Source organism: Granulicella pectinivorans, from assembly GCF_900114625.1.
Taxonomy (GTDB): Bacteria; Acidobacteriota; Terriglobia; order Terriglobales; family Acidobacteriaceae; genus Edaphobacter; species Edaphobacter pectinivorans.
Genome location: NZ_FOZL01000001.1, coordinates 3,780,258 through 3,806,560, shown reverse-complemented (window position 1 = coordinate 3,806,560; position 26,303 = coordinate 3,780,258). Strand labels below are relative to the sequence as shown.

The following is a 26,303-nucleotide window of genomic DNA, read 5'->3' as shown; positions in this document are numbered from 1 at the left end:
GTATGTCCGCAAAACTTGTCGCCCTGCTCACAGGCCTTAGCGTCACTGGTAAGTACACCCTCGTTCTGCTCTTCATGGCGCTGCAGTCGGCGTGTGTTCCGATTCCGTCTGAGGTGATTATGCCCTTTGCCGGCGCGTTTCTGGCGCACTCGCAGTGGGACTTGGTGATCCTGGCGACGCTGGCGTCGATCGCGGGCAATATCGGCTCGATTCCTGCGTACTGGGTGGGCGCAAAGGGCGGACGGCCCATGGTCGAGCGCTTTGGTGGCTATGTGCTCCTCAGCCGGCGCGATCTGGATCTCGTCGAGCACTTCTTTGCGAAATATGGATCGATTACGGTGTTGATCGGTCGCATGCTGCCGATCGTGCGGACGTTTATCGCGCTGCCGGCGGGCGTGGCGAAGATGAACCAGCTTCGCTTTCATGTGTATACGTTCATCGGCTCGTGGCCGTGGTGCTATGCGCTGGCGTATGTGGGGATGAAACTGGGTAACCAGTGGGAGACGAATCCGAAGTTCAAGGAAGTGTTCCATCGCTTCCATCTGGGTGTCGAATTCGTATTGCTGGTAGGCATCATCTGGTTTGTGACCTCGCACTGGAAGAACCGCATCAAGGCTGAACCCTCGGCCTCTTAGTCACCAAGAGCACGGCGTCATCAGCATCACGAGAATAAAAGACGGATAAGAAAAGACGAAGGCTCCTTGCTTTCGGACCTTTTTTATCCGTCTTTTTCCTGCCCTTCCAACCCGGTGACGTCTTGCTTCCTTGCGGCGATTCTTAGTTAGCGGTGTCTATAAAAACCGCGTCTTTACTGATGATTTCCAGTCAGCGGTTACTATTCGGAGATAGGGTAAAACGTTTGCAAACCGACTTTTCGTGCGCCATACTAAGCCCGTCCGCAGAGGCGGAACAACGCACACGAGAGAAGGTTACCGAAGCATGTCGACACCCGGAGCCGCACACGAAGACGCGGCCAGCATCAAGCCAGCCACAGGAAAACTTGGAATCATGATCCCCGGCATGGGAGCCGTTGCCACCACGCTGATCGCAGGCGTCGAAGCCGTGCGGCGCGGATTCGCGAAGCCCATCGGATCGATCTCGCAGATGGGCACGATTCGCCTGGGCAAGAGAACCGATGGGCACTCGCCGCTGATCAAGGACTTCGTACCGATCGCGGATCTGAACGACATTGTGTTTACCGGATGGGATATCTTCGGCGGCAACCTGTATGACGCAGCCAAGACGGCCGGCGTGCTGGAGCGCGATCAACTGGAGTCGATGCGGCCGTTCCTCGAGTCGATCGAGCCGATGCCGGGTGTGTTCGATCAACATTACGTCAAGAGGCTGACGGGGCAGAAGGTCAAGGTGGGCAAGAACAAGTGCGACCTCGCCAACCAGATCCGCAACGACATCGCGGAGTTCAAGACGAAGACCGACCGGCAGGTGATGATCTGGTGCGGGTCGACCGAGATCTATCTCGAACAGACGGAGGTTCATCAGACGCTGGAGGTGTTCGAGAAGGGCCTGGTGAACGACGATCCAGGGATCTCGCCCTCGATGCTGTATGCGTGGGCAGCGCTGAAGGAGGGAATTCCGTTTGCGAACGGCGCGCCCAACCTGACGGTCGATATTCCCGCGCTGCGTGAACTCTCGAAGAAGATGAACGCGCCGATCTGCGGGAAGGACTTCAAGACGGGGCAGACGTTCATCAAGACCGTGCTGGCTCCGGCCTTCAAGACGCGCATGCTGGGCGTCAGCGGATGGTACTCGACGAATATCCTGGGCAATCGCGATGGCGAGGTGCTGGACGATCCGGAGAGCTTCAAGACCAAGGAAGTGTCGAAGCTGGGCGTGCTGGAACACATCTTCCAGCCGGATCTTCATCCGGACCTGTATGGCGACATCTATCACAAGGTCCGGATCAACTACTATCCGCCGCGCGGCGACAACAAAGAGGGCTGGGACAACATCGACATCTTCGGATGGCTTGGGTATCCGATGCAGTTGAAGGTGGATTTCCTATGCCGCGACTCGATCCTTGCAGCTCCGCTGGCGCTCGATCTCTGCCTGTTCATGGATCTTGCAGCACGCACGCCGGGGCTGCGTGGGCTTGGCATTCAGGAGTGGCTGAGCTTCTACTTCAAGGACCCGGATACGGCACCGGGTGTGTATCCGGAGCACGATCTGTTTATCCAGTCGATGAAGCTGAAGAACACGCTGCGGCACATCATGGGTGAAAACCTGATCACCCATCTTGGGCTGGAGTATTACGGGGAATAGACACTGAGAGACAGAGAGCGGTGGCCAAGCTGGCCACCGCTTTTTTCTTTAAGAACAGGCAAGAGACTGTGGGGTAAGACGGAGAAAGCGGGAAAAAGAAGCTACGGCAAAGCGGTCGAGATGGGTCGACCATTTTGTTACTCTTTTTGTTGCTTACTTGCCGGCTAGGTATGCGGCCAGCAAATTGGTGACGAGAATGCCGTTGATCGTCATACCGTCGAGGGTGCAGTCTGTGATGGAGGCGTTGGTCAGGTTGGCGTTCTCGATCGCCAGGCCCGTGGCGTTGATGTCTTCCAGGTGCGCGCCGGTGAGCTTGATGTTCTCGAGCTTTACGCCGGAGAGGTTGACGTCGTGGAAGCTGGATCCGGAGAGATCGCACGACACGACTTCGAGAGGCTCGGCTACCTGGAAGAGCTTCATGAGATCTCCTATTCGGCGAGGGCGTGCAGACGCTGCCAGAGCTGAGGGATGCCGTCGTTGGTCTTGGCCGAAACAGGCAGGATGTCGTCGATCTCGTGAACCTTGCGCAGCGCCGCCATGTTCTTGTTGAGGACGTTCTTCGAGACGCGGTCGGCCTTCGTCCCGACGACGAGGTAGGGGCGCTGCATCTGCTGGAAGTAGTGGATGAGCTGCGTGTCCGAGGGCTGGGGCGGAATGTTGGTGTCGACGAGGCAGACGGCGAGGGCGAGCTGGTCGCGTTCGGCGAGATAAGGCTCGATGAAGGTGGGCCACTCGGAGGAGATGGACTTCGAGATCTTGGCGTAGCCGTAGCCGGGAAGATCGGCGAAGATGAGCGTGGGGCGCGCCTTCTTGTTGTTGCCGGAGCCCTCGTGCAGGGCGAAGAAATTGATGGCGCGGGTGCGGCCTGGAGTGGACGAGGTATGGGCCTCTTTGGAGCCTAGCAGCGCGTTGATGAGCGACGACTTGCCGACATTGGAACGGCCGAGGAAGGCGACCTCAGGCGCGTTGTGGGTCTTGGCCTCCGTGGGGAAGTGTGACGGGTTGGTGGCGGAGAGGAGGAAGACCGGGCTAAGACGCATAGTTTCAGTTTACCGCTGCCTTGGCGGCAGGTATGGGAATGACTAGCAATTGTGGGCAAATATGGAAAATGACGCAAAGCAAAGGCGGCGCCAGCATCAGGCTGGCGCCGCCTTTGGGTGAGTCGATTGCGCTAGCGGACCTGGACGGAGCTGCGCAGACGGAAGGTGACGGTGGACTCGGAGGGGATGACGACGTCGCGGTCGCCGGTGTACGCCGCCGCGGCCGTGCCTCCACCGCCGCCGGCGAGGGCTCCGATGGCGGCTCCCTTGCCGCCGCCAGCCAGACCGCCAATCAGCGCGCCGAGGCCTGCGCCTCCGGCGATGAAGCCGGTCGAGCGCTTGCCGCGTCCCTTGGCCTCGCGCTCGTACTCGCTGGAGCTCACGCGGACGCCGCCGATGCTGGTGAGTTCAATGCCAAGGGCGCCCGAGCCAGCGAAGCGTCCGCGTCCCTTGGCGGCGACGACGGTGCCGGCAACACGAGTTCCGCGGGAGAAGCCGGGAATGGACTGGGAGAGAACACCGGAGAAGCCGTCACCAACTTCGTTATGGCTGGCCGAGAGAGTCTGGGTAATGGTGACCGAGACGGGCGTCCCGGCGGGAAGTGTCACGTATTGCTTCACCGGTGCTGGAGCGGGACCAGACGCTGGTGCTGGCGCAGGGGAATATGCCGTGGCCGGGGCAGGTGTTGTCGCTGGCGCAGGCTGGGCCGGGGCATAGGTTCCGTCCGACTGCAGGACGCCCTGCTGGCCGGTTGCCGGTTGGGCCGGTGCGGGCGTAAAGCTGCCATCCGGATTCAGTGTGCCCTGCACCGGGGTAGCGGGTGCGACCGGCTTGCTCTTGCAACCGCTAAGCATGGAGAGACTGGCGAGCAGAAGAAGCGTAATGACACCAGCGGCGGCGAAGCGGACTGGGGTTCCGAGGAGAATCGAGGGTCGGAGCGGTGATACGTGTGTCTTGGTCTTCATTGCGTTCTCCCGCGGCGTGTCCGGACGGGCCCTTTGTGTCCAGAGTGACATTATGTCTGGCCGCATCTACATGGATGCAGAATCGTCTCCTGGGGGTTCCTCATTTGTGAGCGGTAACCGACGTGGTACCCTCACATCGTTCGGAACGGATGGCCATGGGGACGCAGAGCGGTACAAACCCAGGGAAGCTGATCGGCGGTCTCGTGCTTGCGTGCCTGCTGGCCGCCTCGCGCGCGCAGACGGCGGTCGTGCCTCTGCTGTCGCCGGTGGGGCTGGCGTTCGATGCCGCGGGCGGGGTGTACGTCGCGGAGTCCGGCAGGCACGTCGTGGACCGTTTCGACCCGGTGACCGGCGCGTTTACGGTGGTGGCTGGGAACGGCACGCAGGGGTTTGCGGGCGATGGTGGCCCGGCGACAGCGGCCGAGCTGGATTCGCCGCAGGGGCTGGCTCTGGATGCCGCCGGAAATCTGTATATCGCCGACGCTCATAACCATCGGGTAAGAATGGTCGCTGCCACGACCAAGGTGATCTCAACTGTGGCGTCGGGATTCAGGCTGCCAATGGCAGTGGCCCTGGATGGCGTGGGAGATCTTTTTGTGGCGGATGCGGCAGACCACCGGGTACAGCGGGTCGTTCTGGCGTCCGGGGTTATCTCGACCGTTGCGGGCAACGGCACGGAAGGAAGTGGCGGCGATGGTGGCGCGGCTACGGAGGCTGCGCTGGATTCGCCGGGTGGACTGGCCCTGGATCCAGGCGGAAATCTCTACATCGCCGATACGCATAATCATCGGGTGAGGATGGTCGCGGCTGGGACGGGATTGATCTCGACGTTGGCAAGTGGGCTGGGGTTGCCGAAGGGAATCTCGGTGGATACCACCGGGGATATGTATGTGGCAGATCGTCAGGGCCATACGGTGTTCAAGCTGGCTGGTGGATCGCTCACGATGCTGGCGGGAACGGGCGGTGAGGGATTCGCGGGTGACGGTGGGCCGGCGGTGGCTGCCTTACTCGATGGTCCGCAGGCGGCGGGGGTGTCTCCGGCTGGGCTCGTTACGCTGGCCGACACGCGCAACCAGAGGGTGCGGCAGGTGGACCGGAGCGGTGTGATCCGGACGCTGGCCGGGGTCGGACTGGAGAGCGGAACGGTCGTGTTCACCGGGGCTTCGGTGGTGCAATATGGAACCGGGAGTCTGACGGCGACGTGCCACGGAGCTACCGGATCGGTCGTGTTGTATGACGTCTCGGGTGGAACGCCGGTGGCGCTTGGAACAACGGCGCTGGTGGATGGGGTGGCGAGCTTCAGTACGGCGGGTTTGGCGGCTGGGGGGCATCGGCTGCTCGCGGCCTATGGCGGAGACGCGGGACATGCGGCGGGCGAGAGCGGGGTCGTATCGCTGACGGTGACGCCGGCTCCGCTGATTGCAGCTGCCGGGACGATTGCGATGGTCTATGGCGCAGCCGTTCCGGGGGTGACAGGAACGCTGACGGGGGTACTTGGCCAGGATGTAGGGAAGGTGTCTGCGGTCTTTGCCACAGATGCCACAAGCCTTTCGCCGGTTGGGATCTATCCGGTCACAGCGAGGCTGACAGGCGCCGCTGCGGCGAACTATGCCGTGACGGCTACCGGAAACGTGACGATCGGGCAGGCTGGGAGCGACACAACGCTTGGGAGCTCTGCCCTGACGGTGACGAGCGGGACCCCGGTGACGTTCTCGGCGAAGGCTACTTCAAAGACGCAGGGGGTGCCGACGGGCCGGGTCAGCTTTCTGGATGGGGGCGTGACGGTAGGGGCGTTGGCGTTGGACGGCAGCGGCGCGGCGTCGATGCCGCTGACGCTGGGGCCGGGAACGCACGCGGTCACGGCGGTTTATGGCGGGGACGCGAACTTTTTGGGAAGTGCTTCTGCGGCACTCTCGGAAGAAGTTGTCACGTCCGTGATCGCTGCCCAGCCTGACTTTGCGCTGAATGCGACGAACGGCACGCAGACGATCGTGGGAGGTACGTCCGCGACCTTTGGTTTTGGGGTGACGGTGACGAACGGGAGTTTGAGCGGGCCGATTCTGCTGGCGGCGACGGGGCTGCCCAATGGGGCGTCGGCTTCGTTCCACCCGGCGGTCATTCCACCGGGCGGAGCCGTGACGAGCTTTACCATGACGATTCAGACGGTGAAGCCTGCGGCGATCTCGCCCATGCAGGCCGCGACCTTTGCGCTGGGAGTGCTGCTGTTCCTCGGGCTGCGGAGGAGGAATCGAGTGGTTGGCGTGCTGTTTGGGCTTGGACTGCTCGCCGGGTGCGGCGATCGGGTCACCAACGTGGGTAGTGGAGGTTCAGGGAAGGGGCCGGTGAGCTATCCGATCACGGTGACCGGAACCTCAACGGCCTCCTCCGGTGCGGTGCTGGAGCATACAGCGGTGGTTACGCTGACGGTTCAGTAAGACGCCTGACGCCGGCGTCGCTCGCGAGCAGCACACAGACGCCCAGGCCGAGAAAGAGGATGGTGCCCTCAACCCGCTCGGAGCGGATGTGCAGCACTTCGAAGTGCTGGCGGTAGGGGTTGCCGGTGTCGGCTGCGTCGATGTTTCCGCCGGCGTGGGTGCGGTCGTCCTCCATGGCGTTGACGATGACCTGGGTGTACTGCGTGAGGATCATCATCAGGCCGATCAGCACGCTCTGCGCGATCGCGCTCCGGGAGGCTGAACGATAAAAGCGGACGAGAAGGAAGCTGGCGATCAGGAAGACCCAGCCACAGGCGAAGCCGATCTTGTTCAGCACCAGCAGCGTTCCGCGCACCACGATGCCGGCCTCGTGCGGGCTGGGGAGATTGTGGAAGGCAACGGGAGCGACGACGAAGGCGAAGAAGACGATGCCGCCAACCCAGACGACGAGGCTCAGTAGGCGGAGGGCGCGAAGGAGGGATGGCATGCTTTCAAGGGTAAATGGTTCTAGGGAAATAGCAGAGGTTGAGGAGCAACCGGTTTCGCCGGCTTGACCGTGCGCGAAGGCGTCGTGATGACCGCCAGCACCTGGAACGACGCAATCGCGCTGCGGGGCACAAACACGCGGTGGGTGTTGGTGCGATCGTCGGGCGGGGTGAGGAAGAGGCCGGAGTCATGGGTGAGCGCGTCGAGCAGGGCGTTGTCGAGCGGGGCAAGGCCTTCCATCTGATCGCCCCCGGGGAAGGTAATACGCACCCAGAGGCCTTCGGCGCGTGGACGCGACAGGAAGGTCGTGCGGGTGAGCCGTTCCGGATTGATCGAATCGTCCAAATTAAAGTCGCGAACATACGAGATGAGCTTGACTTCAGCGACCGGAAGAGGGAGGATGCGGCCAGTCAGGTCGAGAAGATCGAGCTTCGGCGGAACGTCCTGGGTGAGCAGACCGTTTGCTGGAAGGTAGCCCGGGAGGTGCGAGTTGTCGAGGCGTCGGAGAATGACTTTTTTGCGGGAGGCCGCCATGGGGATTGTTCGCTCTGGTCTTCAGCCGATCAAAACGCTGCTCCAAAAAAGGTGCAGCCGAGGTGGTCAATTAGCCTCTTCTATGATACATTCGAGCTTTGCGCGGGCTGGAATGCGCTTTGTAAAGCATTGAAAAATAAGTATTTAGCTTGATTCCCCAGTGCCTGTACGGATGGGTTGGAGCGTAAGCGAGAGACTATGGCCGATTACATCTATCTGCTTGAGAACCGGCTTTCCACGGCACAGAAAAACGCCTTGACCGCGGTCCGGGAAGTATTGAAGGCAAAGGGCTTAACGCTCTTTTTGGTGGGCGGTGCCGTCCGCGATTTGACCAGTGGATCGCCGGTGCGCGATCTGGATGTGGCGGTTCAAGGGAACGCCCTCAAGCTCAAGAAAGATTTGGAGTTAGCAGGCGCGGTCGTGACCGGAAGCGTGGACGCGACACAGAGCCTGTTTTTGCGGTTTCCGGGTGGTGTGCGGATGGAGATTGGCAGTACTTTGTCGGTCACCTATCCCAAGCCGGGAAAACCGGTGTACACGCCCGCGACGATTCTCGAAGATCTGCGGCGGCGTGACTTCACGGCGAACGCGATGGCGCTTTCCCTGAACGACGGCTCCTACGGCTTGCTGATGGACCCGCTGAACGGCGTGGCCGACATTGAGAACCGCGAGCTGCGCCTGGTGAGCAACTACGGATTCATCGAGGAGCCGGTGCGGATGATCCGCGCGGTGCGCTTCTCGGCCCGGCTTGGCTGGACGCTCGAAGAGAAGACCCAGACCCGGTATGAGACGGGTAAGTCCGAGGGCTATATCTCGGCGATCCAGGACGCCCAGAAGGGCTATGAGGCCGAGGAGATCGCGCACGAGGAAGATCCGCTGCGTGTCATGAGGCGCCTCGAAAGCGAGGGCTGGATGCAGGTGATCGCGCCGGCGTGGAGCTCGTCCAAGGCCAATGTGGCTGAACTGGACAAGGTCCGCGAGGTGCAGACGCAGTTGCAGATGCAGGGCATCCATCCGGACCCGGCGACAGTGAACTTTCCGCTCTTGACGGCGAAGCTGAACGCGAAGGAGGTTGCGGATCTGAAGAAGAGCTTCCCGCGTCCTGGCTTTGTGGAGGAGATCGACGCGCTCGAAGCCGAGGCCAAGGCCTTTGCGACGGAGCTGGGCGGCAAGGCTGCGGCCAAGCCGTCGGCTGCGTACAAGCTGATCAGCAGCGCGAAGCCGGAGGCGGTGCTTTCGGTGGCGTACGGCTCGAAGAGCGCCGCGCTGCAGGCGAAGTTCAAGAGCTTCTTCGGCGAGTGGCCTGCGGTGAAGAACGCGATTCCGTATGCGCTGATGCAGGAGATGCGCATTACACCCGAGCTGCCCGTGTACACGGAGTTGGTGGAGAAGCTGTTCTTCGAGCTGATGGACGGCAACCTGGGCACGACGGAGGAGTTGAAGGCGTTTCTTGAGCCGTATTCGCCGCCCGCACCTCCGCCGCCAGTGCATCTGCGCCGTCCCCGCGCTACCCGCAAGGACGCCAAGGGCGCGAAGGCCAAGGCGAAGCGCGAGGCCGAAGCGGCAGACGATGACGACGATGATGACGACGACGATCCGAGCGATCCGTCCGACGAGGATGAAGCCGAGGCCGAGGACGAGGATCTGAACGAGGTCGCCGAGCTTTCCCTGGGCGGACGCCGTCGGCGCGACGAGATGGATCTGGACGAGGACGACGGGGGCGATGAGGACGAAAAGCCCGCGAAGAAGTCGGCCCCGTCAGAAGAAGAGCCCGAGGATGAGCCGGTCGCGAAGTCGAAGCCTGCACCGAGGGCTTCGACTTCCGCGCCGGCTCCGGTTGCGAAGGTCGCGCCGGCGCCTCCCCCTGCTGCGGTGAAGGTGGCCGCGAAGGTGGTGGCCAAGGCTCCGGCGAAGGTGGCTGCGAAGGTTGTGGCTGTGGCGAAGGCCGCTCCGGTCAAGGCAAAGGCCGCTCCGGTGAAAGTTGTGGCGAAGAAGGCTGTACCGGCGAAGACTGTGAAGAAGAGTTCGGCCCCGACCCCGGTTAAGGCGAAGGTTGTGGCGAAGGCCGCGCCCGTGAAGGCGGTCGCAAAGAAGGCCGTTCCTGCCAAGGCCGTAAAGAAGGTAGCCGTGCCGGTGAAGGTCGCGGCGAAGAAGGCTGTGGCGAAGAAAGCTGTTCCGGTGAAGGCTGTCGCGAAGAAGGTTGCGGCCAAGGCTCCCGTGAAGGGCAAGGCTCCGGTGAAGGTAGCGAAGAAGGGCCGGTAAGCGGTCCATACGCCGTTTGTCGGTTGCCGCCGGATGGAAGGTTGAGACCCACATCTCAGACAGGGATGTGGGGGGACTTGGGCTTGATGCGGTGTCAGATGGCACATGCGCCCCGTCGACCATCGTGGATGGTGCGGAGCGTGGTGCTGGGGCTGATACTCGCTCCGGATGCGTCGGTTGCACAAACAACGAAAACTGTAGATGCGCGTCCGTGGAGGCGGCGAGGTATAGCCCGCTGGAGGCAGCGACACGGCTCGAAGTGCTAGGATGGGCGCGAGATTTTCAGGAGGATTGCCTTGTCCTTGAAGCCGGATCGTCGTTCGTTTCTTGTGGGTGGTGGACTCACTGCCTTAGCCTCAGCGCGCGCCTTTGGTGCGAGCGATACGCTGCGGGTTGGCATCATCGGGGCCGGTGGCCGGATGAACCAGTTGATGGCCTCGGCCGATGTCGCGGGTGGGTACGAGATCGTCGCGGTGAGCGATGTGTATGGGCCGCATGCCGAGGCGGTGAAGGCTCGCTCGAAGGGGGTGGCGACGACGCATGTGGACTATCGCGAAGTGCTCGACAACAAGGGGATCGATGCGGTGATCATTGCGGCACCGGACCACTGGCACGTCAAGATCGCGACCGACGCGATCGCTGCGGGTAAGGATGTGTATCTTGAAAAGCCTGTGACGCATACGCTCGAAGAGGGCGCGCCGTTGATCCATGCGGTGCGGTCGAGCAAGCAGATTCTTCAGTGCGGGATGCAGCAAAGGAGCTGGAGCCACTTTCGCAACGCGGTGGATCTGATTCAGGGTGGAAGTCTTGGCCACATCACGCAGGTGCGGACGTACTGGTGGCAGAACTACGGGCGTAGTTGGGTGCCGAAGCCTCTGGATATGTCGCAGCTCAATTGGAAGCGCTGGCTGGGAAGCGCGCCGCAGCAGGAGTTCACGCTGGAGAAGTACTTCCGCTGGCGTTGGTTCTGGAACTTCGGCGGTGGTGCGATGACGGACCTGTTCACCCACTGGATCGACGTGGTGCACTGGGCGATGAAGGAGGATGTCCCCTCCACGGCTCTGATGCTTGGAGACAAGTATGTGTATGAGGGGTGGGACTGCCCGGATACGATCCAGGCGGCGTTCCGGTATCCGGGGTTCGATGTCGTCTATGAGGGCATGATGAGCTCTTCGATCGACGATGGCGGGCTTGAGTTCCGCGGGACGACGGGCACGCTGAAGCTTTCGCGTTCGGGGTTCTCGCTCTATCGCGAGGCGGTGAAGAGCGACGTGAATCCGGTGCTGTCGGAGAAGAGCTTCGAGGATGGCACGAACGCGCATATGGCGAACTTTTTCGAGTGCATCAAGACGCGGAAGGACCCGCATGCTCCAGTGGAGACGGGCGTGGCGGCGGCACGTGCCGGGCATATCGGGAATATGGCTTACAAGAACGGCGGCAAGACGACGTGGCCGGCGAAAAGCTAGCGGCCGGCCTGCCAGGGCGCCCTGGGCGGGCGGCGGTGACTGAAACGATGCTGGTCCTCGTGTTGCTCGGATTCGTTTTCGAGCAACGCGAGGGCACGGTCAGGCGTGGTTCACCGACTGGATCAAGCCTCGGATATATCCGTAGCAGAAGGCGAACGACTGCAGGCCTCCGGGATCGCTGGCTGCTGTCGGGACGTGGTCGGGCATCAGCATGTACTGGTACCCGACCTCTTTATACGTCCGGATCGCCTGCACCATGTCCACGTCGCCCTCATCCGGGTAAACCTCGACGAAGTTGTCGCGGTGCCCACGGATGTTGCGGAAATGCACGTTGAAGATCTTGTTGCGCGTGCCGAAGTAGCGGATGACGTCGTGGATCTCCTCATTCGGGTTGTGCAGCATCTCCGACACGGTGCCCTGGCAGAAGTTGAGGCCGTGGTAGGGGCTCTCGTTGATCGTGATGAAGTGCTTCAAGCCATCGACCGTGCCCAGCACGCGGTCGACGCCCATATAGCCCGAGGGGGGAACGCCGGGGTCGTGCGGATGGCAGGCGAGGCGGATCTTGTTTTCGTTGGCGACGGGCACGACGCGGTCGAGGAAGTATGTGATGCGCTCCCAGAAGGCGTCGGCGTCGACGTGTCCGGCACGAGTGAGGCCTTGTGTGGTGTCGATGGGCATGGTGTTGCCTTTGGTATCGTCATGCCCTCCGACGATGACGCGTTCCTTGGTGTAGGGTGCCTCGGCGAGGTTCCAGACGGAGTCGATCTCGTCGCCACGGCCGGGCTGCTTGCCGGAGCGGAGCACACCGAGGATGCTCATGTTGTATTTGATCGATGGAAGTCCGGCCTGTGCGCAGTTGCGGATGAGATTCTGAAACTGCTCGATGTCGCGGTCGCGCTCGGGCGATTGCGCGAGCATGATCGACGGATGCCTCTCTTTGTCGATGAAGCTGGATTCGAGGATCGGCGGACCGACGCAGACGATCTCGATCTTATGCTTGGCGGCGAGGTCCTTCATGCGGTTCAGCTCTTCGAGCGTGGGGAAGGTGCGGCCGCCGGAGGTCTCGGGGTATCCGCAGATGTGGCGGACGCCGTAGCGGGCGAAGTAGCCGAGGTGCGCGTCGTTGGTGGGCGCGGACTGGCAGCCCAGCTTGAAGAGGGCAGGGCCGGTGTGCTTCGGCGCGGGCTTTGGGGCTTCTGCGTTGGCTTTGAGGGTGAGTGCGGCGGCGGAGACGCTGGCGAGAAATTGGCGGCGGTCTATACGGTCCATAGGCCATCCAAATTAGCACGTTGCGGTTAGCGGTGGCGCTTGAGGATGATGAGGGTTGTGATGAAGACGGTTCCTGCTGCTCCGGCGAGGAACAAGATGGCTTCGCGGTAGGCGGATTGGGTGGCGGGGGGCGTGGCGCGGGTGGAGTCGGCGCATTGGGTGCAGCCCTGGGGGTGGGCTGTGGCGGGGAGGAGGATCAAGGCTGTGAGGAGAACGATGTGGCGTGGGTAAACCCACATCCCAGAAGCGGGATGTGGGGTACCCGGCTTTGCGGCTGTGGTCACTGGAAGAAGGCCAGGAGGACGAAGAGGAAGAGCCAGAGGACGCCCATGCAGTGCCAGTACCAGGCGGCGCAGTCGACCAGGATCTGACGGTTTTCGATCTGCTTCGAGACGTACAGGCCGGCGATCGCGGCGATCAGGGCGGCCAGGCCGAGGATGAGGTGGAAGGCGTGGGTGTAGGTGATGAGGAAGAAGAAGCGGCTGCTGGGGTTCGTGCGCAGGAAGGCGTGTTGCTGGTCGAGCTGGTGCCAGGCGACGGTCTGGCCGACGAGGAAGGCTAGTCCGAGCGCGATGGTGGCGGCGATCCAGGGCATCGCGCGGCGACTGGTTGGCTTGCCGAGGCCGAACCATTCTTCCATGACGTCGAACTGGTGGAACATGCGGCGGCGCGCGATCTCCATGGTGACCGATGAGAGGAACAGCACGGCGGTGTTCAGCCAGAGGATATGAGGGACGGCGGTGGGGAGCCAGGGGTTGATGTAGCGGTCGTACGCGTCGACGTGGCCGCTGGACTTGGTGACGAAGAAGGTGCTGATGATGGCGACGAAGAACATCAGGTCGCCGGCAAGGGCGAAGAAGAGTCCCAGGCGGAAGCGCTCGAGTTTCTCGCGGGGTCCGCGCCGTCCGGCGGGACGGTCGTTCCAGTTATCGCCGTCACCACCGCCTCCGGTGCGCTTGAGGCCGTCGTCGTAGGGCGGCCTGCGGCCTGTGCCGTGGTCGCCGTCGTCGGTGGAGGGACGTTTGCGGTCGGTATCGGATGGGGTAAAGATCGCGGGCATGATGGCTCCGTCAGCTTGGCTTCAGATTACTCCGGTTTCTGGTTCGATGCAGAAACGGAATGCCATTGGGGGGTGAAGGTGTGTTCGTCGTAACAACAGGGGGCTGTGTAGACGGTGATCGGGTCATCGGATGCGGGGGCGAAGGGCGCGAGACCGGGGTGCCATTCGAGGGTCGTCGCGTTCCACGGGTTCTGCGGGCTGGGCTCGCCGTGGTGGAGGCTGCGGACGAGATTCCAGAGGAACGGAAGCTGCGCGAGAGCGAGGCCGATCGCGGACCAGGTGATGTGTCGCTGCAGCGACATCGTCTGCGCCAGGAGGCGTCCGGCGGCGTTGGGGATGCCGGTGAGCTGGGCGTAGTGGCGCGGCTCGCCCATGAGGCCGGTGAAGTGCATGGGCAGGAAGGTGTTGTAGGCGAAGAACAAAGTGAGCCAGAAGTGCCAGCGGCCGAGGGTTTCGGAGAGCAGGCGGCCGGTGAGCAGGGGGAAGTAGTAGTAGATCGCGGCGCAGAGACCGAAGATGCCGGCCATCGCCATGATGAGGTGGAAGTGGGCGACGACGAAGAAGGTGTTGTGCAGATATTGGTCGAGGATGGGCTGGGCGAGGATGGGGCCGGTAAGGCCTCCGGTGACGAAGAGCGAGACAAAGCCGAGGGACCAGAGCATCGGTGTGGCGAGGCGGGGTTTGGAGCGCCACGTCGTCGCGAGCCAGCTCAGCACCTTCGCGGTGGAGGGCAGGGCGATGGCCATGGTCGAGATGGAGAAGGCGGTCCCGGCAAAGGGGTTGAGTCCTGCGACGAACATGTGGTGTCCCCAGACGAGGATGCCTAGTCCACCGATGAGTAGGGTGGTCGCGATCATCGTTCTGTAGGCGAAGGGCTTGCGATGAGAGAAGTTCGCCAGGAGCATTGAGGTGAGGCCCATGCCGGGGAGGATGGCGATGTAGACCTCTGGGTGTCCGAAGAACCAGAAGAGATGCAGCCAGAGCAGGGGCGATCCGCTGCCGCTGGTATGGAGGACGCCGCTTGTGAGGTCGCCGGCCGGGATGAAGAAGCTGGTGGAGGCGTGGCGGTCCAGGAAGAGGAGCAGAAGCGCGGCCAGCAGGACCGAGAAGGCGATGAGCGAGAGCAGGGCAGCGGTGAACCAGGCCCAGACGGTAAGTGGCAGGCGGTCCCACGTCATGCCGTCGCAGCGATAGCGGATGACGGTGGTGAGGGTGTTGATCGACGCCATCGTGGTCGCGATGCCGAAGAGAGCGATCGAGAGGAGCCAGAGATCCATCCCGAGGCCCTGTCCGGGACCCGCGGAGGCAATGGCCGAGAGGGGCGGGTAGGCCGTCCAGCCCGAGATGGCCGCTCCGCCTTTGACGAAGCTGGAACAGCAGAGTGTGATGAGTGCCGCAAGGGTGGTCCAGAAGCTCGCCGCGTTGAGCGCCGGAAAGGCCATGCGGCGCGCGCCGATCTGCGCGGGCAGGATCAGGTTGCCGAAGCCCGATTGCGGGGCCGTGGTGAGGACGAAGAAGAGCATGATCGTGCCGTGGAGGGTGACCATGGCGAGATAGTCTTCGGGCTTGACGATGCCGTGGCCGGGAATATGCAGATCGGGGTAGGTGAGGTGCACCCGCATGAGCAGCGAGAGCGCGGCGCCGATCAGGACGGACGCGACCGCGAGCGCGAGGTATTGGAGGCCGATGACGTGGTGGTCGGTGGTGAAGAGGTACTTCCGCAGCGTGCTCATTCTCTCCACCTCCTGTATCTTGAGGGTATCGCAGGCGGCTGAGGGTGAGGGATTTGCCGCTACGGGCGTGTGGCCCGCATGAAAAGATAGTCCATCGACCACCCGGGCTTTACGCCGTGCTGCCGGACAAGAGTAGCCAATTGCGCGTAGTGGCGGATCGAGTGCATCAACGCGTGAACGAAGATAGTGCGGCGGCTGGCGAGCAGGGTACCGGCGCTGCGTGTGGTGAACTCGAGTGGTGTCTCCCATGCCGTGGCGTGGTCGGCGATGGCCTCGCGATATAGCTTCATTGCCTGGTCGTGCGCGGCGTAGATGCCGGCGACGGATTCGACCGAGACCTCGTCATAGGTGGATTCGGTGAGCCCGTGAATGCGTTGGGCATAGCGGAGCTCTACGACGGTGATGTGGTGCAGGAGTCCGGCGACGGTGTGGGTGTCGAGCACGTCGCAGGGAAAGGCGAGAATCCCGGGGGTATGCGTGGCGAGATCGCGCCAGCCCGTGGAGGTCGTTTCCAGCCAGTCGAGAAGCTCTTCGGCGGTGAGGGCAGTCATGGAACTTAGCTTATCGAGTGGGCGTGTTTCGGTGTGGCGCGGTGGAAGAAGTATCAACATCGATTTCTCTTTATCCATTGACCATTCGGTTACCCCCGGTTGGTATCCACAGCGAAAGGGCATCCAATAGAAATATGGGCAGTTGACCTTCGCGAGCCGTATGCGAACGGTGCTGTCACAGAACGCTATCTCCCCGAGGTTCTGCGAACCGGATTGGATGCACATGCTGCTTTGGAACGACTACGAAGGAATGACCATCGACGGGAAGTACAAGCTGGGTTCGTTGCTCGGGCCGCAGGGACGGAGTGCCCTGTTCGCCGTGGCGGAAGGGACGGAAACCCCATCGGCGATTGCGGTGACGGAGTCTCTGAACGACGAAGAACAGATGCTTGCGTGCTGGAGCAAAATCGCCGCCGTCGAACAGGAGAACCTGCTTCCGCTGCGTCAGTTCGGCAAGACGGAGCTTGAGGGCTCGCCCCTGACGTATGTCGTGATGGAGGCCATCGACGGTGCGCTTGCGGACTTGTTGAAGGAACGCGCCGCGACCCACGAGGAGACCCTGCAGATCGCCATCAGCGTGACGGCAGCCCTGCGTGCGCTGCATGAGGCGGGCCTTACGCACGGCCACCTTGTCGCGGAGAACGTTGTTGCCGTGGGCGAGATGGTGAAGCTGCGTACCGACTGCATCCGCGAGTACACCAGCGACACGGACGCGGAGCGCGAGGAACGAGTCCGGAAGGATGTGCAGGATCTTTCTCTGCTGATGCTGCGTGCTCTGACGCTGGAACGGTCGTTTACACCGGAGACCAAGCTGGCGGCCCCGTTTCGCCGTGCGGTGGCGAATGGTATTAACGGAACCTGGGGACTGGCCGAGATCGCGGACGCTCTGTCGCCTCCCACGGTCAAGCCGTTTGTGCTTCCTGAAAGGCCGCAGGCTGCTGAGCCGCTGCAATACACCTTGCCCGTGGTCACGGTCGATCCGGCGACGCCCGAGCCCCTCGCGTTGGAGGATGTCCTGGTCACCCGGCGGGTGCAGACGGAGATTACTCCCTTTGGCTTCGATCGCCGCCTTTATGGGGTGGCCGCGTGTGCGGCCGTGTTACTGATCATGCTTTGCGTTCATCTGTTCCGGGCGAAGCCGGTGCAGTCGGCGAATGCCGCGACCCCGGTCGCGACGCCCACAGTCGCGGCGGCGACACCGGCTGCTCCCGCTCCAGGCGCGGAGGAACGCGCCTCCATTGCAGGCCATATGTCGGCCGGCTGGTACGTGATCGCCTATACCTATAACCACGAGGACCAGGCCTGGAAGAAGGTCTCGGCGATCATGAAGCAGCATCCGGCGTTGCAGCCTGCGGTTGTCTCGCCGGGCGGCCATGGGCCGTTCCTGGTGGCAATCGGTGGGCCGATGACGCGGACCGGAGCGACGGCGGTGCGGAGCAAGGCCGTCCGGGCCGGTATGCCTCGCGATACGTTCGTCCGGAACTTTTCGGGCGCCTAACGGCCTGCCTTCACAGCCAGCCATGCCGCGAAGGCCTCCGGGGTAACGACCCGGAGGTTCGCTTGCATGCGATAGTGGCCAAGACCGCAGAGTTGTGTGCAGAGGATGGCATAGGTGCCGGTTTTTGTCGGCGTGAAGTGCAGATGCGTCGTCTGTCCGGGGATCGCGTTCTGCTTCAGCCGCATCTCCGGGATGGCGAAGCCGTGCATGACGTCCAGGGCTTCAAGCTTGATGTCCACCTCGCGGTCCAGCGGAAGCACAAGTTCGCTGCTGACGATATCGTCGGTTCCGTGTTCGTCGGAGGGGTCGATGCCGAGGGGATTTCCAGCGCCCGGTTCAACGAACTTCGGCATGGTGCGGCCAAAGGTGGCATCCATCCCCGGATAGCGGACATACCAGGCGAACTGCATTCCCGTCACCTCAACCTGCAGTGCGGTCAGCGAAGCTCCCGTATAGCGGGTCGCGGCCCACAGACGCTCGGCCTTGAGGGTCAACCCGGCGAAGACCAGGGCCAGCAGCGTGAGCGGCAGGTACTCGACGACCCAGTTCTTCGCCGGAGCTGCACGGCGCAGCGTAAGGCCGGTGAGCAGGATGACGTGGACCAGCGTGAGAAGGCCGAGGGCGATCCAGAGATTCAGCAGGAGATGCTGGTCGAGTGTGGGGCCGTGGGCCGATGCGTCCCCGGGCAAGGGCCAAAGTGCAGCGAAGATATGCAGGGTCGGCACAATTCAAGGATACTGCCTAGGATGTGGGGTCTTTGCGGAGTGGCGGTGACTGGTAGCGCGGCTTGGCCATCGGCTCCGGCGGCGACACCATGCGATAGCGGATGGGAAGCGCGGGGCACGGATCGGTCATGCGCGGCATGTGCCAGCAGGGAAGGATGCCTGCGGCGGTGGACTTCAACGAGGCATCTTCGGTGGCGTCCTCCGTCAGGTGCGTGAGCTGGGCGCGCGTGGCGTTGAGCTGCGCTGGATTCAGGCGTAGTGATGGCAGGGCAGCAATGAGGGCCGAACGCACCGGTTGTGGATTCGGTGCAGGCAGGAACGCGAGCAGGCCGGTGTCCAGCCGGGCACTGTGTTTCTTCGCGTGTGCGATGGTCGCGATCAGTTTAGGCAACGAGTTTGCCGGGAGATTGGTGCGGTGCAGGAACGCGAGGATCGCGTCGACGCTCTCAGGGTGCGTGTCCACGTCGAGCGAGAGGAGTGCCGGGACGATCGCGGAGCCGAGCGCGGGATCTGGCTGGTCAAACGCTTTGAGCAAAGCCGGAATCACCGGTGCGGGAGGATGCGGCGTGAAAGCTCCCAGGGCCAGCACGGTCAGCGAACGGACCGAGGGCTCGGGGTCGGTAAGGTGCGCGGCGATCGTGGCGGCTTCGGGGTTCAGCGTGGCGTGGTTGGCTTCGGGGATGGAGATGACCGCCAGCATCGCAAGCGTCCGGGTCTGAGGGTCCGGGTCGGCAATGGCCTTCAGGATCGGCGGCAGGGCCGCGCGGGTCATCTCGGGTGTGGCGCTGGGCAGGGTGTCGGCCAGGCGGATCAGGGAGGATTGCGTGGCAGCGGCGTTGTGAGCCTGTTCTGCGGAAGTGAGGGCCTGGAGGGGAGTCGCGGCCTGAAGCAGAAGAATGGTGAGGGCAAAAAGCATCGTCTACTCAGGGTAGACGTTTCCCGGCGAGATCGGGAATCTCCCGACCGGAAATCGCATCTTATCGGGCATGAGTCTGAAGACGGTCAAGCTTGGTTCGCAGGGCGCGGTGGTCTCGCGCATGGGTCTCGGTTGCATGGGGATGAGTGAGTTTTACGGGGTGACGGACGATGTCGAATCGGCCGCGACGCTGGTTCGTGCGCTCGATCTGGGGGTCACGTTTCTCGATACCGCCGACACCTACGGGATCGGCGATAACGAACTGCTGATCGGCAAGACGCTTGGTGCGCGTCGCGATGAGGTCTTCCTCGCGACGAAGTTCGCCAATGTCCGCAAGAAGGAAGACCCGTCCTTCTGGATGGTGAGCGGCCGTCCCGAGTACGTGCATCAGGCCTGTGACGCTTCCCTGAAGCGGCTTGGCGTCGATCATATCGACCTGTACTACCAGCATCGTGTCGATCCCAACGTGCCGATCGAAGAGACGGTTGGCGCCATGGCGGAGCTGGTGGCGGTGGGGAAGGTGAAGTATCTTGGTCTCTCGGAGGCCTCGCCCGCGACGATTCGCCGCGCGCACGCGGTCCATCCGATCACGGCATTGCAGACGGAGTACTCGCTCTGGGAGCGTCATGTGGAGGAGGAGATTCTCCCCACGGTGCGCGAGCTTGGCATCGGCTTTGTGCCGTATAGCCCTTTGGGGCGTGGGTTTCTGACGGGTGCGATCCAGTCCAAGGCGGAGCTTGGATCCGGAGACTTCCGTGCGGAGCGCTATCCGCGCTTTGCCGGCGAGAACTTCGACAAGAACCAGGTGCTGGTCGGTCGTGTGCGCGCTATCGCCGACCGGATGGGAGTGAAGCCCGGGCAGCTTGCGCTCGCCTGGGTGCTGGCCAAGGGAGAAGACCTGGTCCCCATCCCGGGTACGAAGCGCCGGAAGTACCTCGAAGAGAACGTCGCAGCGGCGGACATCCATCTGACGCCGGAGCAGGTGCTGGAGCTCGAAGCGGCTATCCCGCAGGAGGAGATCGTGGGCGACCGCTACGCAGAGGCCTCCATGAAGACGATCGACCGGTAGCCGCCCATACGTCGCCCTCTGGCCGGGGAAGAATATTCCCCGGCCGGTGGACTACGCTTTGATCATATCCAGAAAGAGTTGGTGGACGCGCGTATCGTGCCCCAGTTCCGGGTGGAAGGTGGCAGCGAGAATGTGTCCCTGCCGCACCAGAACCGGATGTTCATCGCGGCTGGCGAGCACTTCCACCGCAGGGCCGGTGCGGTCGATGCGTGGTGCGCGGATGAAGACCATCTCGAGCGGGCCGCCGGGCAGCGTGGTGGGCTCGGTCAGGATGGTGGAGTCGAGCTGGCGCCCGTAGGCGTTGCGCTGTACGGTGATGTCGAGGGCCGCGAAGGACTTCTGCGCGGGGCTGGAGACGTCCGTCGCGAGCAGGATGCACCCGGCGCAGGTGCCGAAGGTCGGCGTCGTGTGGACGAACGTGTTCAGAGCGTCGTAGAAGTTGCCACGTTCGAGGCTCTTCAACATCGTGGTGGACTCGCCGCCGGGCATGATCAGCCCATCGAGTCCGTCGAGATGCTCCGGCAGGCGAACGGGACGCGGCGTTGCGCCGAGGGCTGCGACGACCTTGGCATGGGCTCCGAATGCGCCCTGGAGGGCCAGGACTCCGATGGTGAGTGGCATGGGTATGTGTGCTCCCGCTGGACCGTTCTCGTCATGCATCCGTTCGGAGCGGAGCTTTTTGCAAGAGAGGTCTTTTCCCAGTATAGAGAACCGGGCGGGATGCGCGGTGTGCGCCTAGTTGGATGCGACGTCGGGGGTCTGGTGTTCCAGGCTGCGGACGATCCTTTCGATGTCGGGATGGGGCTTCTGGGGGCCCTCGGCCACGAGGTACAACCGGAGTTCGCGGGCGGCGTCGGGGAAGTGTTGCGCGAGCAGCAGCGCGTTGCCGCGGAGGATGTGGACTTCGCGGCAGGTGGGCGGCGCGAGCTTCAGCGTCTGTCCGCTCCAGTAGAGAGCCTGTTCGGCGTTTGAGATGCCAATGGAGGCACGCGCCATCTCGTAGGCCGCCTGCCATGTAGTCGACTCCGGTGCGCGCGTCATGCTCAGCACGAGGAAGGCATCGTGGTAGCGGTGGAGGCCGTTGTACGCGCTTGCCAGTGCGATGCCCGACCATGTCACGCCCGGCTCGATCTGCCGCGCAGTCAGAGCGTCCTCCATCCCTTCCTCCAGATGGCCCTCGTGGATCTTGTGCGTGGCCTTCAGGACATAGAGCGCGGCGAAGTTGGGTTCGATGGCGAGCGCCGCTTCCGTCTCGCGTTCGAACTGCTGCTCGTTGCGGGTGGCCGTGGCTTCCCGGGCCCGGACGTAGTGCTCCCAGGCCTTCTCGGGCACGCGGAGACCCGCGACGGAGACGGTGATTTGCCGGTTCGGCGGAGAGGGAGAGGTGTGGTCTTCGGAGAGGCCGGGTGTGGCTGCGATCAGGAGAAAGAGACCGCTTACGGGGAGGAAGATCTGGAACCTTGGAAGCTTCATCGTGGTACACCGCTGGGTTCATCGTCTGTGACGCGTCGAGACACGTCGTGCAAGCGGCTGTAAAGAAATACCCCTCCACCCATGGATGTCAATGAGCTTGACGGAGTTTATTTTGATAGGACTACTCGGAGTCAGGAAGGCTATCGAGCAGGGTGAGCAGCACCCGTCGCAGGGCCAGCTCGCGTCCTGTGGGGTCGTACCACTCGGCCAGCGTGTGAATGCCGCCACCTGTGCCCCCGGTGCCTATGGCAATGGCCGGAATCCCGAGGGAAAGCGGGATATTTGCGTCCGTCGATCCGATCCGGGGTTCGGTGCGCAGGCCGAGATGACGGTCCACCGCGCGCAGCACCTGAAGGAGCGGGACGTCATTCGGCAGGGTCGCGGCGGGGCGGTCGCCGATCAGCTCCACCACGACGGGATGCGGCGCAAGCACGGCGCGAAGATGCGTCTCGGTGGTGCGGAGCTGCGTGGGATCGGTGGAGCGAAGGTCCAGCAGGGCCGAGGCCGACTCCGGGATGGAGTTGATGCTGGTGCCTCCCTCGATGCGACCGACGTTCAGCGTGGTGCGCGGCGCATCCGGTAGAGGGACGGAGGAGAGCGCTGTCAAAGCACGCGCCAGGTGCAGAATCGGGTTCGGCGTCCCGGCGTCGGTCCAGCTATGGCCGCCGGGACCGCTGGCCGTGAGGCGGAAACGCAGGCTCCCGAGCCCCGAGGTCACGACCGCTCCGGTGCCCGAACCTTCAAGGGCGATGGCCGTGCGAATCCGTCCGGTATACGGACCGGTCGAGAAGAGGTGGCGCATCCCCCGCAGATTGCCTTCGCCCTCCTCACCCACGTTCGCCGCGAAGAGAATCGTCGTCGGCGGCGTAATGTTCGCGTAACGCAGGGCGGCGGCGATGCCCAGCAGCGCGGTCAGCCCGGGGCCGTTGTCGCAGGCGCCGGGGCCGCGGATGACGGATCCCTCCTCGGTCGGCACGGTCAAGGTTCCGGCGGGGAAGACGGTGTCGAGGTGCGCTGAAAGCAGCGTCACCGGTCCATCGCCGGGGCCCAGCTCCCCCAGCGCATTCCCCGCGTCGTCGAGATGGACGTTCGTCAGCCCAATCGCGGTAAAGCGCTCCACGAACCACTGGGCCCGGGCGGCCTCTCCAAACGGCGGCGCCGGAATAGCCAGCAGCTCGAGTAGCCACATCCTCATCTGCGGCTGATGCAGGTGCAGCCAGTGGAACGCGCGATGCACCGGAAGCGTCGAGACGAGCCGCGTGATGCGGAACTGGTAGTGTGCTGCGGTGGCCATCAATACTCGACCTCATGGAGGAAGAGTCCGCGGGCCGGTGCGGTCGGTCCTGCAGCGCTGCGGTCGCGTGCGGCGAGGATCGCCGGGATCTGCGATGCAGGCAGGCGCTCCGAGCCCGCTTCGACGAACGTACCCACCAGGTTCCGCACCATGTGGTGGAGGAAGCCCGATCCGGTGACCCGGTAGCGAAGCAGCCCCTCAGGGCCGGGGTCCTGGACCCAATACGAGGCGAAGAGGGTGCGTGTGTTCTCCTTCGGGAGCACGGGGGATGCGTTACGGTGTGCCTGGTCGGGGTTCACCGCGGCGAAGCTTGAGAAGTCGTGGGTTCCGACGACGTGCGCCGCCGCCTCGTTCAGCAGGTCGAGTGAGAGTGCGCGTGGGCTGGCCCAGACGTAGGGTGCGAGAAATGGTGGGCATATCGTCTCCAGCGCGGTGATCCGCGGCAGGATGCGGTACTCGTAGGTCTTCCTTACGGCGCTGTGGCGAGCGTGGAAGCCGGGCGCAGCCTCGGCGACCGAGAGCACCCGGATCGATGGCGGCAGCACACGGTTCAGCGCGAACAGCAGGTTGGAGGCTGGAATCTTCGCGTTCAGGGGAAAGCTGACCACCTGCCCCAGTGCGTGGACGCCGGTGTCGGTGCGCCCCGAGCCCTGCGGCAGTACGGTCTCCCCGGTCAGCGCAAGCAGAGCCTCGGCCAGCGTTCCCTGGACCGTGATGAGGCCCGGCTGTACCTGCCAGCCGTGGTAGGGGGTTCCGTCGTACGCGAGAATGGCTCTCCAGTGCGGCATGCAATCTTCGCACGGTAACACGCCTGCGGAGGAGCGCGTTTGGGTTGGTATACTTTCTGGGACACGGAAAAGGTTGATTCGGATGGGCCGGCAGTTGCTCGTCGGCAGGGGTATTTGCGATTTCACGGAACGAAGCCCGATCGAAGTACGTATCCGTGGATCAGAAGTATTCTTCCAGCAAAGATTGAGAGTCCTTTCGGGGTGCCTGGGCGTCTGAAAGACATATATCCAGAGGCACGAAGTCGCGGCAGACGTGTGCTGTCGCATTTTGATGTGGAATGGCAGGAGAGAGCGCAAGTGAGATTACGGGATTTACAGGCGGCGGCGAGTGTAGCGGTAGTTCTGATGGGCTCAATGGCACAACCGGGATTCGCCCAGGTGCAGAAGGTGAAGACAGGCAATGGGGGCCAGTCGGTGGCGGCCGGTCAGCAGGATCTGCCGACAGCTCCGGCACCCAAACAGACCGAGCCCCTTTTCATGCTGGATACGCCGGTGAACTATGCCGAGCCGCGTCACCAGACGCTGCGGCATCCGCTGGATGCCTACAAGGCGACGGACTATCCTCTGCCGCGCCTGAGCAACACACCCCGGCTGCGTGACCTTCTGCGGGATGGCAAGCTGTACCTTAGCCTTTCAGATGCCGTGACCCTCGCGCTCGAGAACAACTTCGACATCGCGATCGCGCGCATCAACCTCGACATCGCCGACACCGACGTGCTGAGGACCAAGGCCGGCGGATCGTTCCGCGGCGTCTCGACCGGTCTCGTCACCGGAACACTGGGCGGCACCACCTCCACCATCACCGGCGGCGGCGGCCCCGGCGGCACCTCCACGTCGTCGGGCGGAAGCGGCACGGGTTCTTCGGGCCTGGTGCTCAGCGAAAACGGCAACGGGCCTCTGCCGGAGCTGCTCGATCCCAGCATCACCGGAAACCTCTCGTACGAGCGCGCCAACACCAAGCAGAGTTCGACCCTGATTACCGGAACCGATACGCTGGCGCAGGATACGGCGACCTACAACTTCGGCTATACCGAGGGCTTCATTACCGGTACCGCGTTGAGCGTTACCTTCAACAATTCGCATACGTCGACCAACAGCCAGAGGCAGAGCTACAGCCCGCTGTTGAACACCACCTTCCGCGCTCAGGCCACGCAGCATCTTCTGCAGGGCTTCGGCACCTGGATCAACACGCGCTTCATGATCCAGGCCAAGAACGATCGACGCATCACGGATTCCGCCTTCCGCCAGCAGATCATCTACACGGTGACGCAGGTCGAGAGCATCTACTGGGCTCTGGTCAGCGCCTATGAAGATGTGCAGGCCAAGCAGCGCGCGCTCGATCAATCGACCAAGCTGACGGCGGACAACCGCAAGCAACTCGAGATCGGGACCCTGGCTCCGCTCGACGTCGTGAACTCCGACTCGGCGGTCGCGACCGACAAGCAGGCGCTCATCGCCTCCGAGTCCAACCTGAAGTACCAGCAGCTTGTGATGAAGCAGGCCCTGGCCCGCAATCTCGACGACAAGGGTATCTCGGACTCCGAGGTGATTCCTACCGACCGCGTCGGTCTCGACCGCCTGGTCGAAGAGGACATGCCGGTCGATGAACTGGTGCAGCAGGCATATGTGAACAACCCGCAGATCGAGCAGGCGGTGTTGACGATGAAGAACAACGAGATCACGATCCGCGCACTGAAGAACGGCCTTCTGCCTACGGCAGATGCCTATGCCTTCTACGGCGGATCGGGTGTCGGCGGTGCACAGAATCCGAACCTGAACTGCAGCTCGAGCTTCTCGGCTGGTTCGTTCACCGCGTGCCCTCCGGGGTATGTGGCCAGCTCGAACTACGGCAACGTCTTTGCGAACACCTTCAACAACACCTCGCCGGACTACGGTGTCGGGATCAACATCACCATTCCGCTGCGCAACCGTATCGCGCAGGCCGATCAGGTTCGTTCGCAGATGGAGTACCGCCAGACGCAGATGCGTCTGCAGCAGCTCTATACGCAGATCAAGATCCAGGTCATCAACGGGCAGTACGCGTTGACCAACGATCGTGCTCAGGTCATGTCCGCCCAGGCGACGCGCGACTTCGGCGCACAGAGCCTCGACGCCGAGCAGAAGAAGTACAAGCTCGGCGCCTCGACCACGGCGCTCGTGCTCGCGCAGGAGAGGACGCTGGCGACGGCGGAAAACAACCTCATCTCGGCCACGGCGGCGTATGCGCGTGATCGTTCGAACCTGCGTCAGCTTCTCTCGAACACGCTCGATCAGTACGGCATCAACCTGGTCGATACGGCCCGCGGCGATGTAAACACGAAGCCCGTCATCCCTGGGCTGACGGCGCCCAAGGCACCCGAGGCTCCCAAGCCCATCGTGGTTTCCGGCGATCCTTCCACTACCAAGTAATGAAACATCGTCATCAGCGAGCGAGCCCGGACTTCAGTCCGGGCTCGCTC

24 protein-coding genes are annotated in these 26,303 nt (G+C 63.1%); 8 read left to right on the top strand and 16 right to left on the bottom strand.

Annotation, left to right across the window (positions count from 1 at the left end; translation table 11 throughout):
• The first annotated feature begins 2 nt into the window (after nt 1-2).
• A complete protein-coding gene (locus BM400_RS15200) occupies nt 3-635 on the top strand; it encodes a DedA family protein (RefSeq protein WP_089840299.1) in 633 nt (210 codons plus the stop codon).
• Nucleotides 636-939: 304 nt separating this feature from the next.
• Complete coding sequence (locus tag BM400_RS15195) at nt 940-2,280, top strand: inositol-3-phosphate synthase (RefSeq protein ID WP_089840297.1); 1,341 nt, start codon at nt 940-942, stop codon at nt 2,278-2,280.
• A gap of 153 nt (nt 2,281-2,433) precedes the next feature.
• Here the strand turns inward: BM400_RS15195 and BM400_RS15190 are convergent, their stop codons facing one another.
• From BM400_RS15190 to BM400_RS22105, 3 genes are all read right to left on the bottom strand, one after another.
• Nucleotides 2,434-2,700 carry a pentapeptide repeat-containing protein gene (locus BM400_RS15190; protein WP_089840294.1) on the bottom strand — a complete coding sequence of 89 codons (267 nt, stop codon included), beginning with the start codon at nt 2,698-2,700 and terminating at the stop codon, nt 2,434-2,436.
• An 8-nt stretch (nt 2,701-2,708) separates the two neighbouring features.
• The gene (gene yihA / locus BM400_RS15185) at nt 2,709-3,320 is read right to left on the bottom strand and encodes a ribosome biogenesis GTP-binding protein YihA/YsxC (protein ID WP_089840292.1); all 612 of its coding nucleotides are present in this window, start codon (nt 3,318-3,320) and stop codon (nt 2,709-2,711) included.
• 131 nt (nt 3,321-3,451) lie between these two features.
• Nucleotides 3,452-4,285 (bottom strand): hypothetical protein, encoded by an 834-nt coding sequence (locus BM400_RS22105; protein ID WP_089840290.1) that lies wholly within the window; start codon nt 4,283-4,285, stop codon nt 3,452-3,454.
• Nucleotides 4,286-4,434: 149 nt separating this feature from the next.
• On the opposite strand from BM400_RS22105, the gene BM400_RS15175 reads away from it, so the two are divergent.
• Nucleotides 4,435-6,720 carry an Ig-like domain repeat protein gene (locus tag BM400_RS15175; protein ID WP_089840289.1) on the top strand — a complete coding sequence of 762 codons (2,286 nt, stop codon included), beginning with the start codon at nt 4,435-4,437 and terminating at the stop codon, nt 6,718-6,720.
• Here the strand turns inward: BM400_RS15175 and BM400_RS15170 are convergent.
• A complete protein-coding gene (locus BM400_RS15170) occupies nt 6,701-7,207 on the bottom strand; it encodes a DUF4149 domain-containing protein (protein WP_089840287.1) in 507 nt (168 codons plus the stop codon). The genes BM400_RS15175 and BM400_RS15170 overlap by 20 nt on opposite strands.
• 20 nt (nt 7,208-7,227) lie before the next feature.
• A complete protein-coding gene (locus BM400_RS15165) occupies nt 7,228-7,740 on the bottom strand; it encodes a DUF6982 domain-containing protein (protein WP_089840286.1) in 513 nt (170 codons plus the stop codon).
• Nucleotides 7,741-7,938: 198 nt separating this feature from the next.
• On the opposite strand from BM400_RS15165, the gene BM400_RS15160 reads away from it, so the two are divergent.
• Complete coding sequence (locus BM400_RS15160) at nt 7,939-10,002, top strand: tRNA nucleotidyltransferase/poly(A) polymerase family protein (protein WP_089840284.1); 2,064 nt, start codon at nt 7,939-7,941, stop codon at nt 10,000-10,002.
• A gap of 296 nt (nt 10,003-10,298) precedes the next feature.
• Nucleotides 10,299-11,468: a Gfo/Idh/MocA family protein gene (locus BM400_RS15155; RefSeq protein ID WP_089840282.1), complete on the top strand. Its 1,170-nt coding sequence runs from the start codon at nt 10,299-10,301 to the stop codon at nt 11,466-11,468.
• A gap of 99 nt (nt 11,469-11,567) precedes the next feature.
• Here BM400_RS15155 and BM400_RS15150 read toward each other — a convergent pair whose 3' ends face one another.
• The 5 genes from BM400_RS15150 to BM400_RS15130 all read right to left on the bottom strand — a co-directional run bounded on the left by BM400_RS15150 (nt 11,568) and on the right by BM400_RS15130 (nt 16,081).
• The gene (locus tag BM400_RS15150; protein ID WP_245781890.1) at nt 11,568-12,737 is read right to left on the bottom strand and encodes a mannonate dehydratase; all 1,170 of its coding nucleotides are present in this window, start codon (nt 12,735-12,737) and stop codon (nt 11,568-11,570) included.
• A 26-nt stretch (nt 12,738-12,763) separates the two neighbouring features.
• Complete coding sequence (locus BM400_RS15145; RefSeq protein ID WP_175529048.1) at nt 12,764-12,937, bottom strand: copper resistance protein CopC; 174 nt, start codon at nt 12,935-12,937, stop codon at nt 12,764-12,766.
• 80 nt (nt 12,938-13,017) lie between these two features.
• Complete coding sequence (locus BM400_RS15140; RefSeq protein ID WP_089840278.1) at nt 13,018-13,797, bottom strand: cytochrome c oxidase subunit 3; 780 nt, start codon at nt 13,795-13,797, stop codon at nt 13,018-13,020.
• A gap of 26 nt (nt 13,798-13,823) precedes the next feature.
• Nucleotides 13,824-15,530 (bottom strand): cytochrome c oxidase subunit I, encoded by a 1,707-nt coding sequence (locus BM400_RS15135; RefSeq protein ID WP_089840276.1) that lies wholly within the window; start codon nt 15,528-15,530, stop codon nt 13,824-13,826.
• A gap of 59 nt (nt 15,531-15,589) precedes the next feature.
• Nucleotides 15,590-16,081, bottom strand: a complete 492-nt coding sequence (locus tag BM400_RS15130) for a DinB family protein (protein WP_089840274.1) — start codon at nt 16,079-16,081, stop codon at nt 15,590-15,592.
• A gap of 223 nt (nt 16,082-16,304) precedes the next feature.
• On the opposite strand from BM400_RS15130, the gene BM400_RS15125 reads away from it, so the two are divergent.
• Nucleotides 16,305-17,579, top strand: coding sequence for a serine/threonine-protein kinase (locus BM400_RS15125; RefSeq protein ID WP_141223955.1), 1,275 nt, complete (start codon nt 16,305-16,307; stop codon nt 17,577-17,579).
• On the opposite strand, the gene BM400_RS15120 is transcribed toward BM400_RS15125, so the two are convergent.
• On the bottom strand, nt 17,576-18,304 hold the full coding sequence (locus tag BM400_RS15120) for a cytochrome c oxidase subunit II (RefSeq protein ID WP_089840269.1): 729 nt from the start codon (nt 18,302-18,304) through the stop codon (nt 17,576-17,578). The genes BM400_RS15125 and BM400_RS15120 overlap by 4 nt on opposite strands.
• 16 nt (nt 18,305-18,320) lie before the next feature.
• A complete protein-coding gene (locus BM400_RS15115; RefSeq protein ID WP_089840266.1) occupies nt 18,321-19,220 on the bottom strand; it encodes a HEAT repeat domain-containing protein in 900 nt (299 codons plus the stop codon).
• A gap of 70 nt (nt 19,221-19,290) precedes the next feature.
• Here BM400_RS15115 and BM400_RS15110 point away from each other — a divergent pair, with 70 nt between their 5' ends.
• Complete coding sequence (locus BM400_RS15110) at nt 19,291-20,289, top strand: aldo/keto reductase (protein ID WP_089840264.1); 999 nt, start codon at nt 19,291-19,293, stop codon at nt 20,287-20,289.
• Nucleotides 20,290-20,340: 51 nt separating this feature from the next.
• On the opposite strand, the gene pdxT is transcribed toward BM400_RS15110, so the two are convergent.
• From pdxT to truA, 4 genes are all read right to left on the bottom strand, one after another.
• A complete protein-coding gene (gene pdxT, locus BM400_RS15105) occupies nt 20,341-20,910 on the bottom strand; it encodes a pyridoxal 5'-phosphate synthase glutaminase subunit PdxT (protein ID WP_089840262.1) in 570 nt (189 codons plus the stop codon).
• A gap of 114 nt (nt 20,911-21,024) precedes the next feature.
• Entirely contained in the window at nt 21,025-21,762 is a 738-nt protein-coding gene (locus BM400_RS15100; RefSeq protein ID WP_089840260.1) for a tetratricopeptide repeat protein, read from the bottom strand.
• Between the two features lie 121 nt (nt 21,763-21,883).
• Nucleotides 21,884-23,056 carry a M20/M25/M40 family metallo-hydrolase gene (locus BM400_RS15095; RefSeq protein WP_089840258.1) on the bottom strand — a complete coding sequence of 391 codons (1,173 nt, stop codon included), beginning with the start codon at nt 23,054-23,056 and terminating at the stop codon, nt 21,884-21,886.
• Nucleotides 23,056-23,844: a tRNA pseudouridine(38-40) synthase TruA gene (truA, locus tag BM400_RS15090; protein ID WP_089840256.1), complete on the bottom strand. Its 789-nt coding sequence runs from the start codon at nt 23,842-23,844 to the stop codon at nt 23,056-23,058. Before truA ends, BM400_RS15095 begins: the two co-directional genes overlap by 1 nt.
• Nucleotides 23,845-24,198: 354 nt before the next feature.
• On the opposite strand from truA, the gene BM400_RS15085 reads away from it, so the two are divergent.
• Nucleotides 24,199-26,253, top strand: coding sequence for a TolC family protein (locus BM400_RS15085; protein WP_245781889.1), 2,055 nt, complete (start codon nt 24,199-24,201; stop codon nt 26,251-26,253).
• Nucleotides 26,254-26,303 lie beyond the last annotated feature (50 nt).

Excerpts from the sequence above, each read along its gene's own strand:
- BM400_RS15165 (WP_089840286.1), bottom strand. The coding sequence starts at position 7,740 with ATGGCGGCCTCCCGCAAAAAAGTCATTCTCCGACGCCTCGACAACTCG.
- truA (WP_089840256.1), bottom strand. The coding sequence starts at position 23,844 with ATGCCGCACTGGAGAGCCATTCTCGCGTACGACGGAACCCCCTACCAC.
- BM400_RS22105 (WP_089840290.1), bottom strand. The coding sequence starts at position 4,285 with ATGAAGACCAAGACACACGTATCACCGCTCCGACCCTCGATTCTCCTC.
- BM400_RS15085 (WP_245781889.1), top strand. The coding sequence starts at position 24,199 with ATGGCACAACCGGGATTCGCCCAGGTGCAGAAGGTGAAGACAGGCAAT.
- BM400_RS15150 (WP_245781890.1), bottom strand. The coding sequence starts at position 12,737 with ATGGACCGTATAGACCGCCGCCAATTTCTCGCCAGCGTCTCCGCCGCC.
- BM400_RS15170 (WP_089840287.1), bottom strand. The coding sequence starts at position 7,207 with ATGCCATCCCTCCTTCGCGCCCTCCGCCTACTGAGCCTCGTCGTCTGG.
- BM400_RS15135 (WP_089840276.1), bottom strand. The coding sequence starts at position 15,530 with ATGAGCACGCTGCGGAAGTACCTCTTCACCACCGACCACCACGTCATC.
- BM400_RS15095 (WP_089840258.1), bottom strand. The coding sequence starts at position 23,056 with ATGGCCACCGCAGCACACTACCAGTTCCGCATCACGCGGCTCGTCTCG.
- BM400_RS15140 (WP_089840278.1), bottom strand. The coding sequence starts at position 13,797 with ATGCCCGCGATCTTTACCCCATCCGATACCGACCGCAAACGTCCCTCC.
- yihA (WP_089840292.1), bottom strand. The coding sequence starts at position 3,320 with ATGCGTCTTAGCCCGGTCTTCCTCCTCTCCGCCACCAACCCGTCACAC.
- BM400_RS15125 (WP_141223955.1), top strand. The coding sequence starts at position 16,305 with ATGCTGCTTTGGAACGACTACGAAGGAATGACCATCGACGGGAAGTAC.
- BM400_RS15110 (WP_089840264.1), top strand. The coding sequence starts at position 19,291 with ATGAGTCTGAAGACGGTCAAGCTTGGTTCGCAGGGCGCGGTGGTCTCG.
- BM400_RS15175 (WP_089840289.1), top strand. The coding sequence starts at position 4,435 with ATGGCCATGGGGACGCAGAGCGGTACAAACCCAGGGAAGCTGATCGGC.
- BM400_RS15195 (WP_089840297.1), top strand. The coding sequence starts at position 940 with ATGTCGACACCCGGAGCCGCACACGAAGACGCGGCCAGCATCAAGCCA.
- BM400_RS15130 (WP_089840274.1), bottom strand. The coding sequence starts at position 16,081 with ATGACTGCCCTCACCGCCGAAGAGCTTCTCGACTGGCTGGAAACGACC.
- BM400_RS15200 (WP_089840299.1), top strand. The coding sequence starts at position 3 with ATGTCCGCAAAACTTGTCGCCCTGCTCACAGGCCTTAGCGTCACTGGT.
- pdxT (WP_089840262.1), bottom strand. The coding sequence starts at position 20,910 with ATGCCACTCACCATCGGAGTCCTGGCCCTCCAGGGCGCATTCGGAGCC.
- BM400_RS15115 (WP_089840266.1), bottom strand. The coding sequence starts at position 19,220 with ATGCTTTTTGCCCTCACCATTCTTCTGCTTCAGGCCGCGACTCCCCTC.
- BM400_RS15190 (WP_089840294.1), bottom strand. The coding sequence starts at position 2,700 with ATGAAGCTCTTCCAGGTAGCCGAGCCTCTCGAAGTCGTGTCGTGCGAT.
- BM400_RS15100 (WP_089840260.1), bottom strand. The coding sequence starts at position 21,762 with ATGAAGCTTCCAAGGTTCCAGATCTTCCTCCCCGTAAGCGGTCTCTTT.
- BM400_RS15160 (WP_089840284.1), top strand. The coding sequence starts at position 7,939 with ATGGCCGATTACATCTATCTGCTTGAGAACCGGCTTTCCACGGCACAG.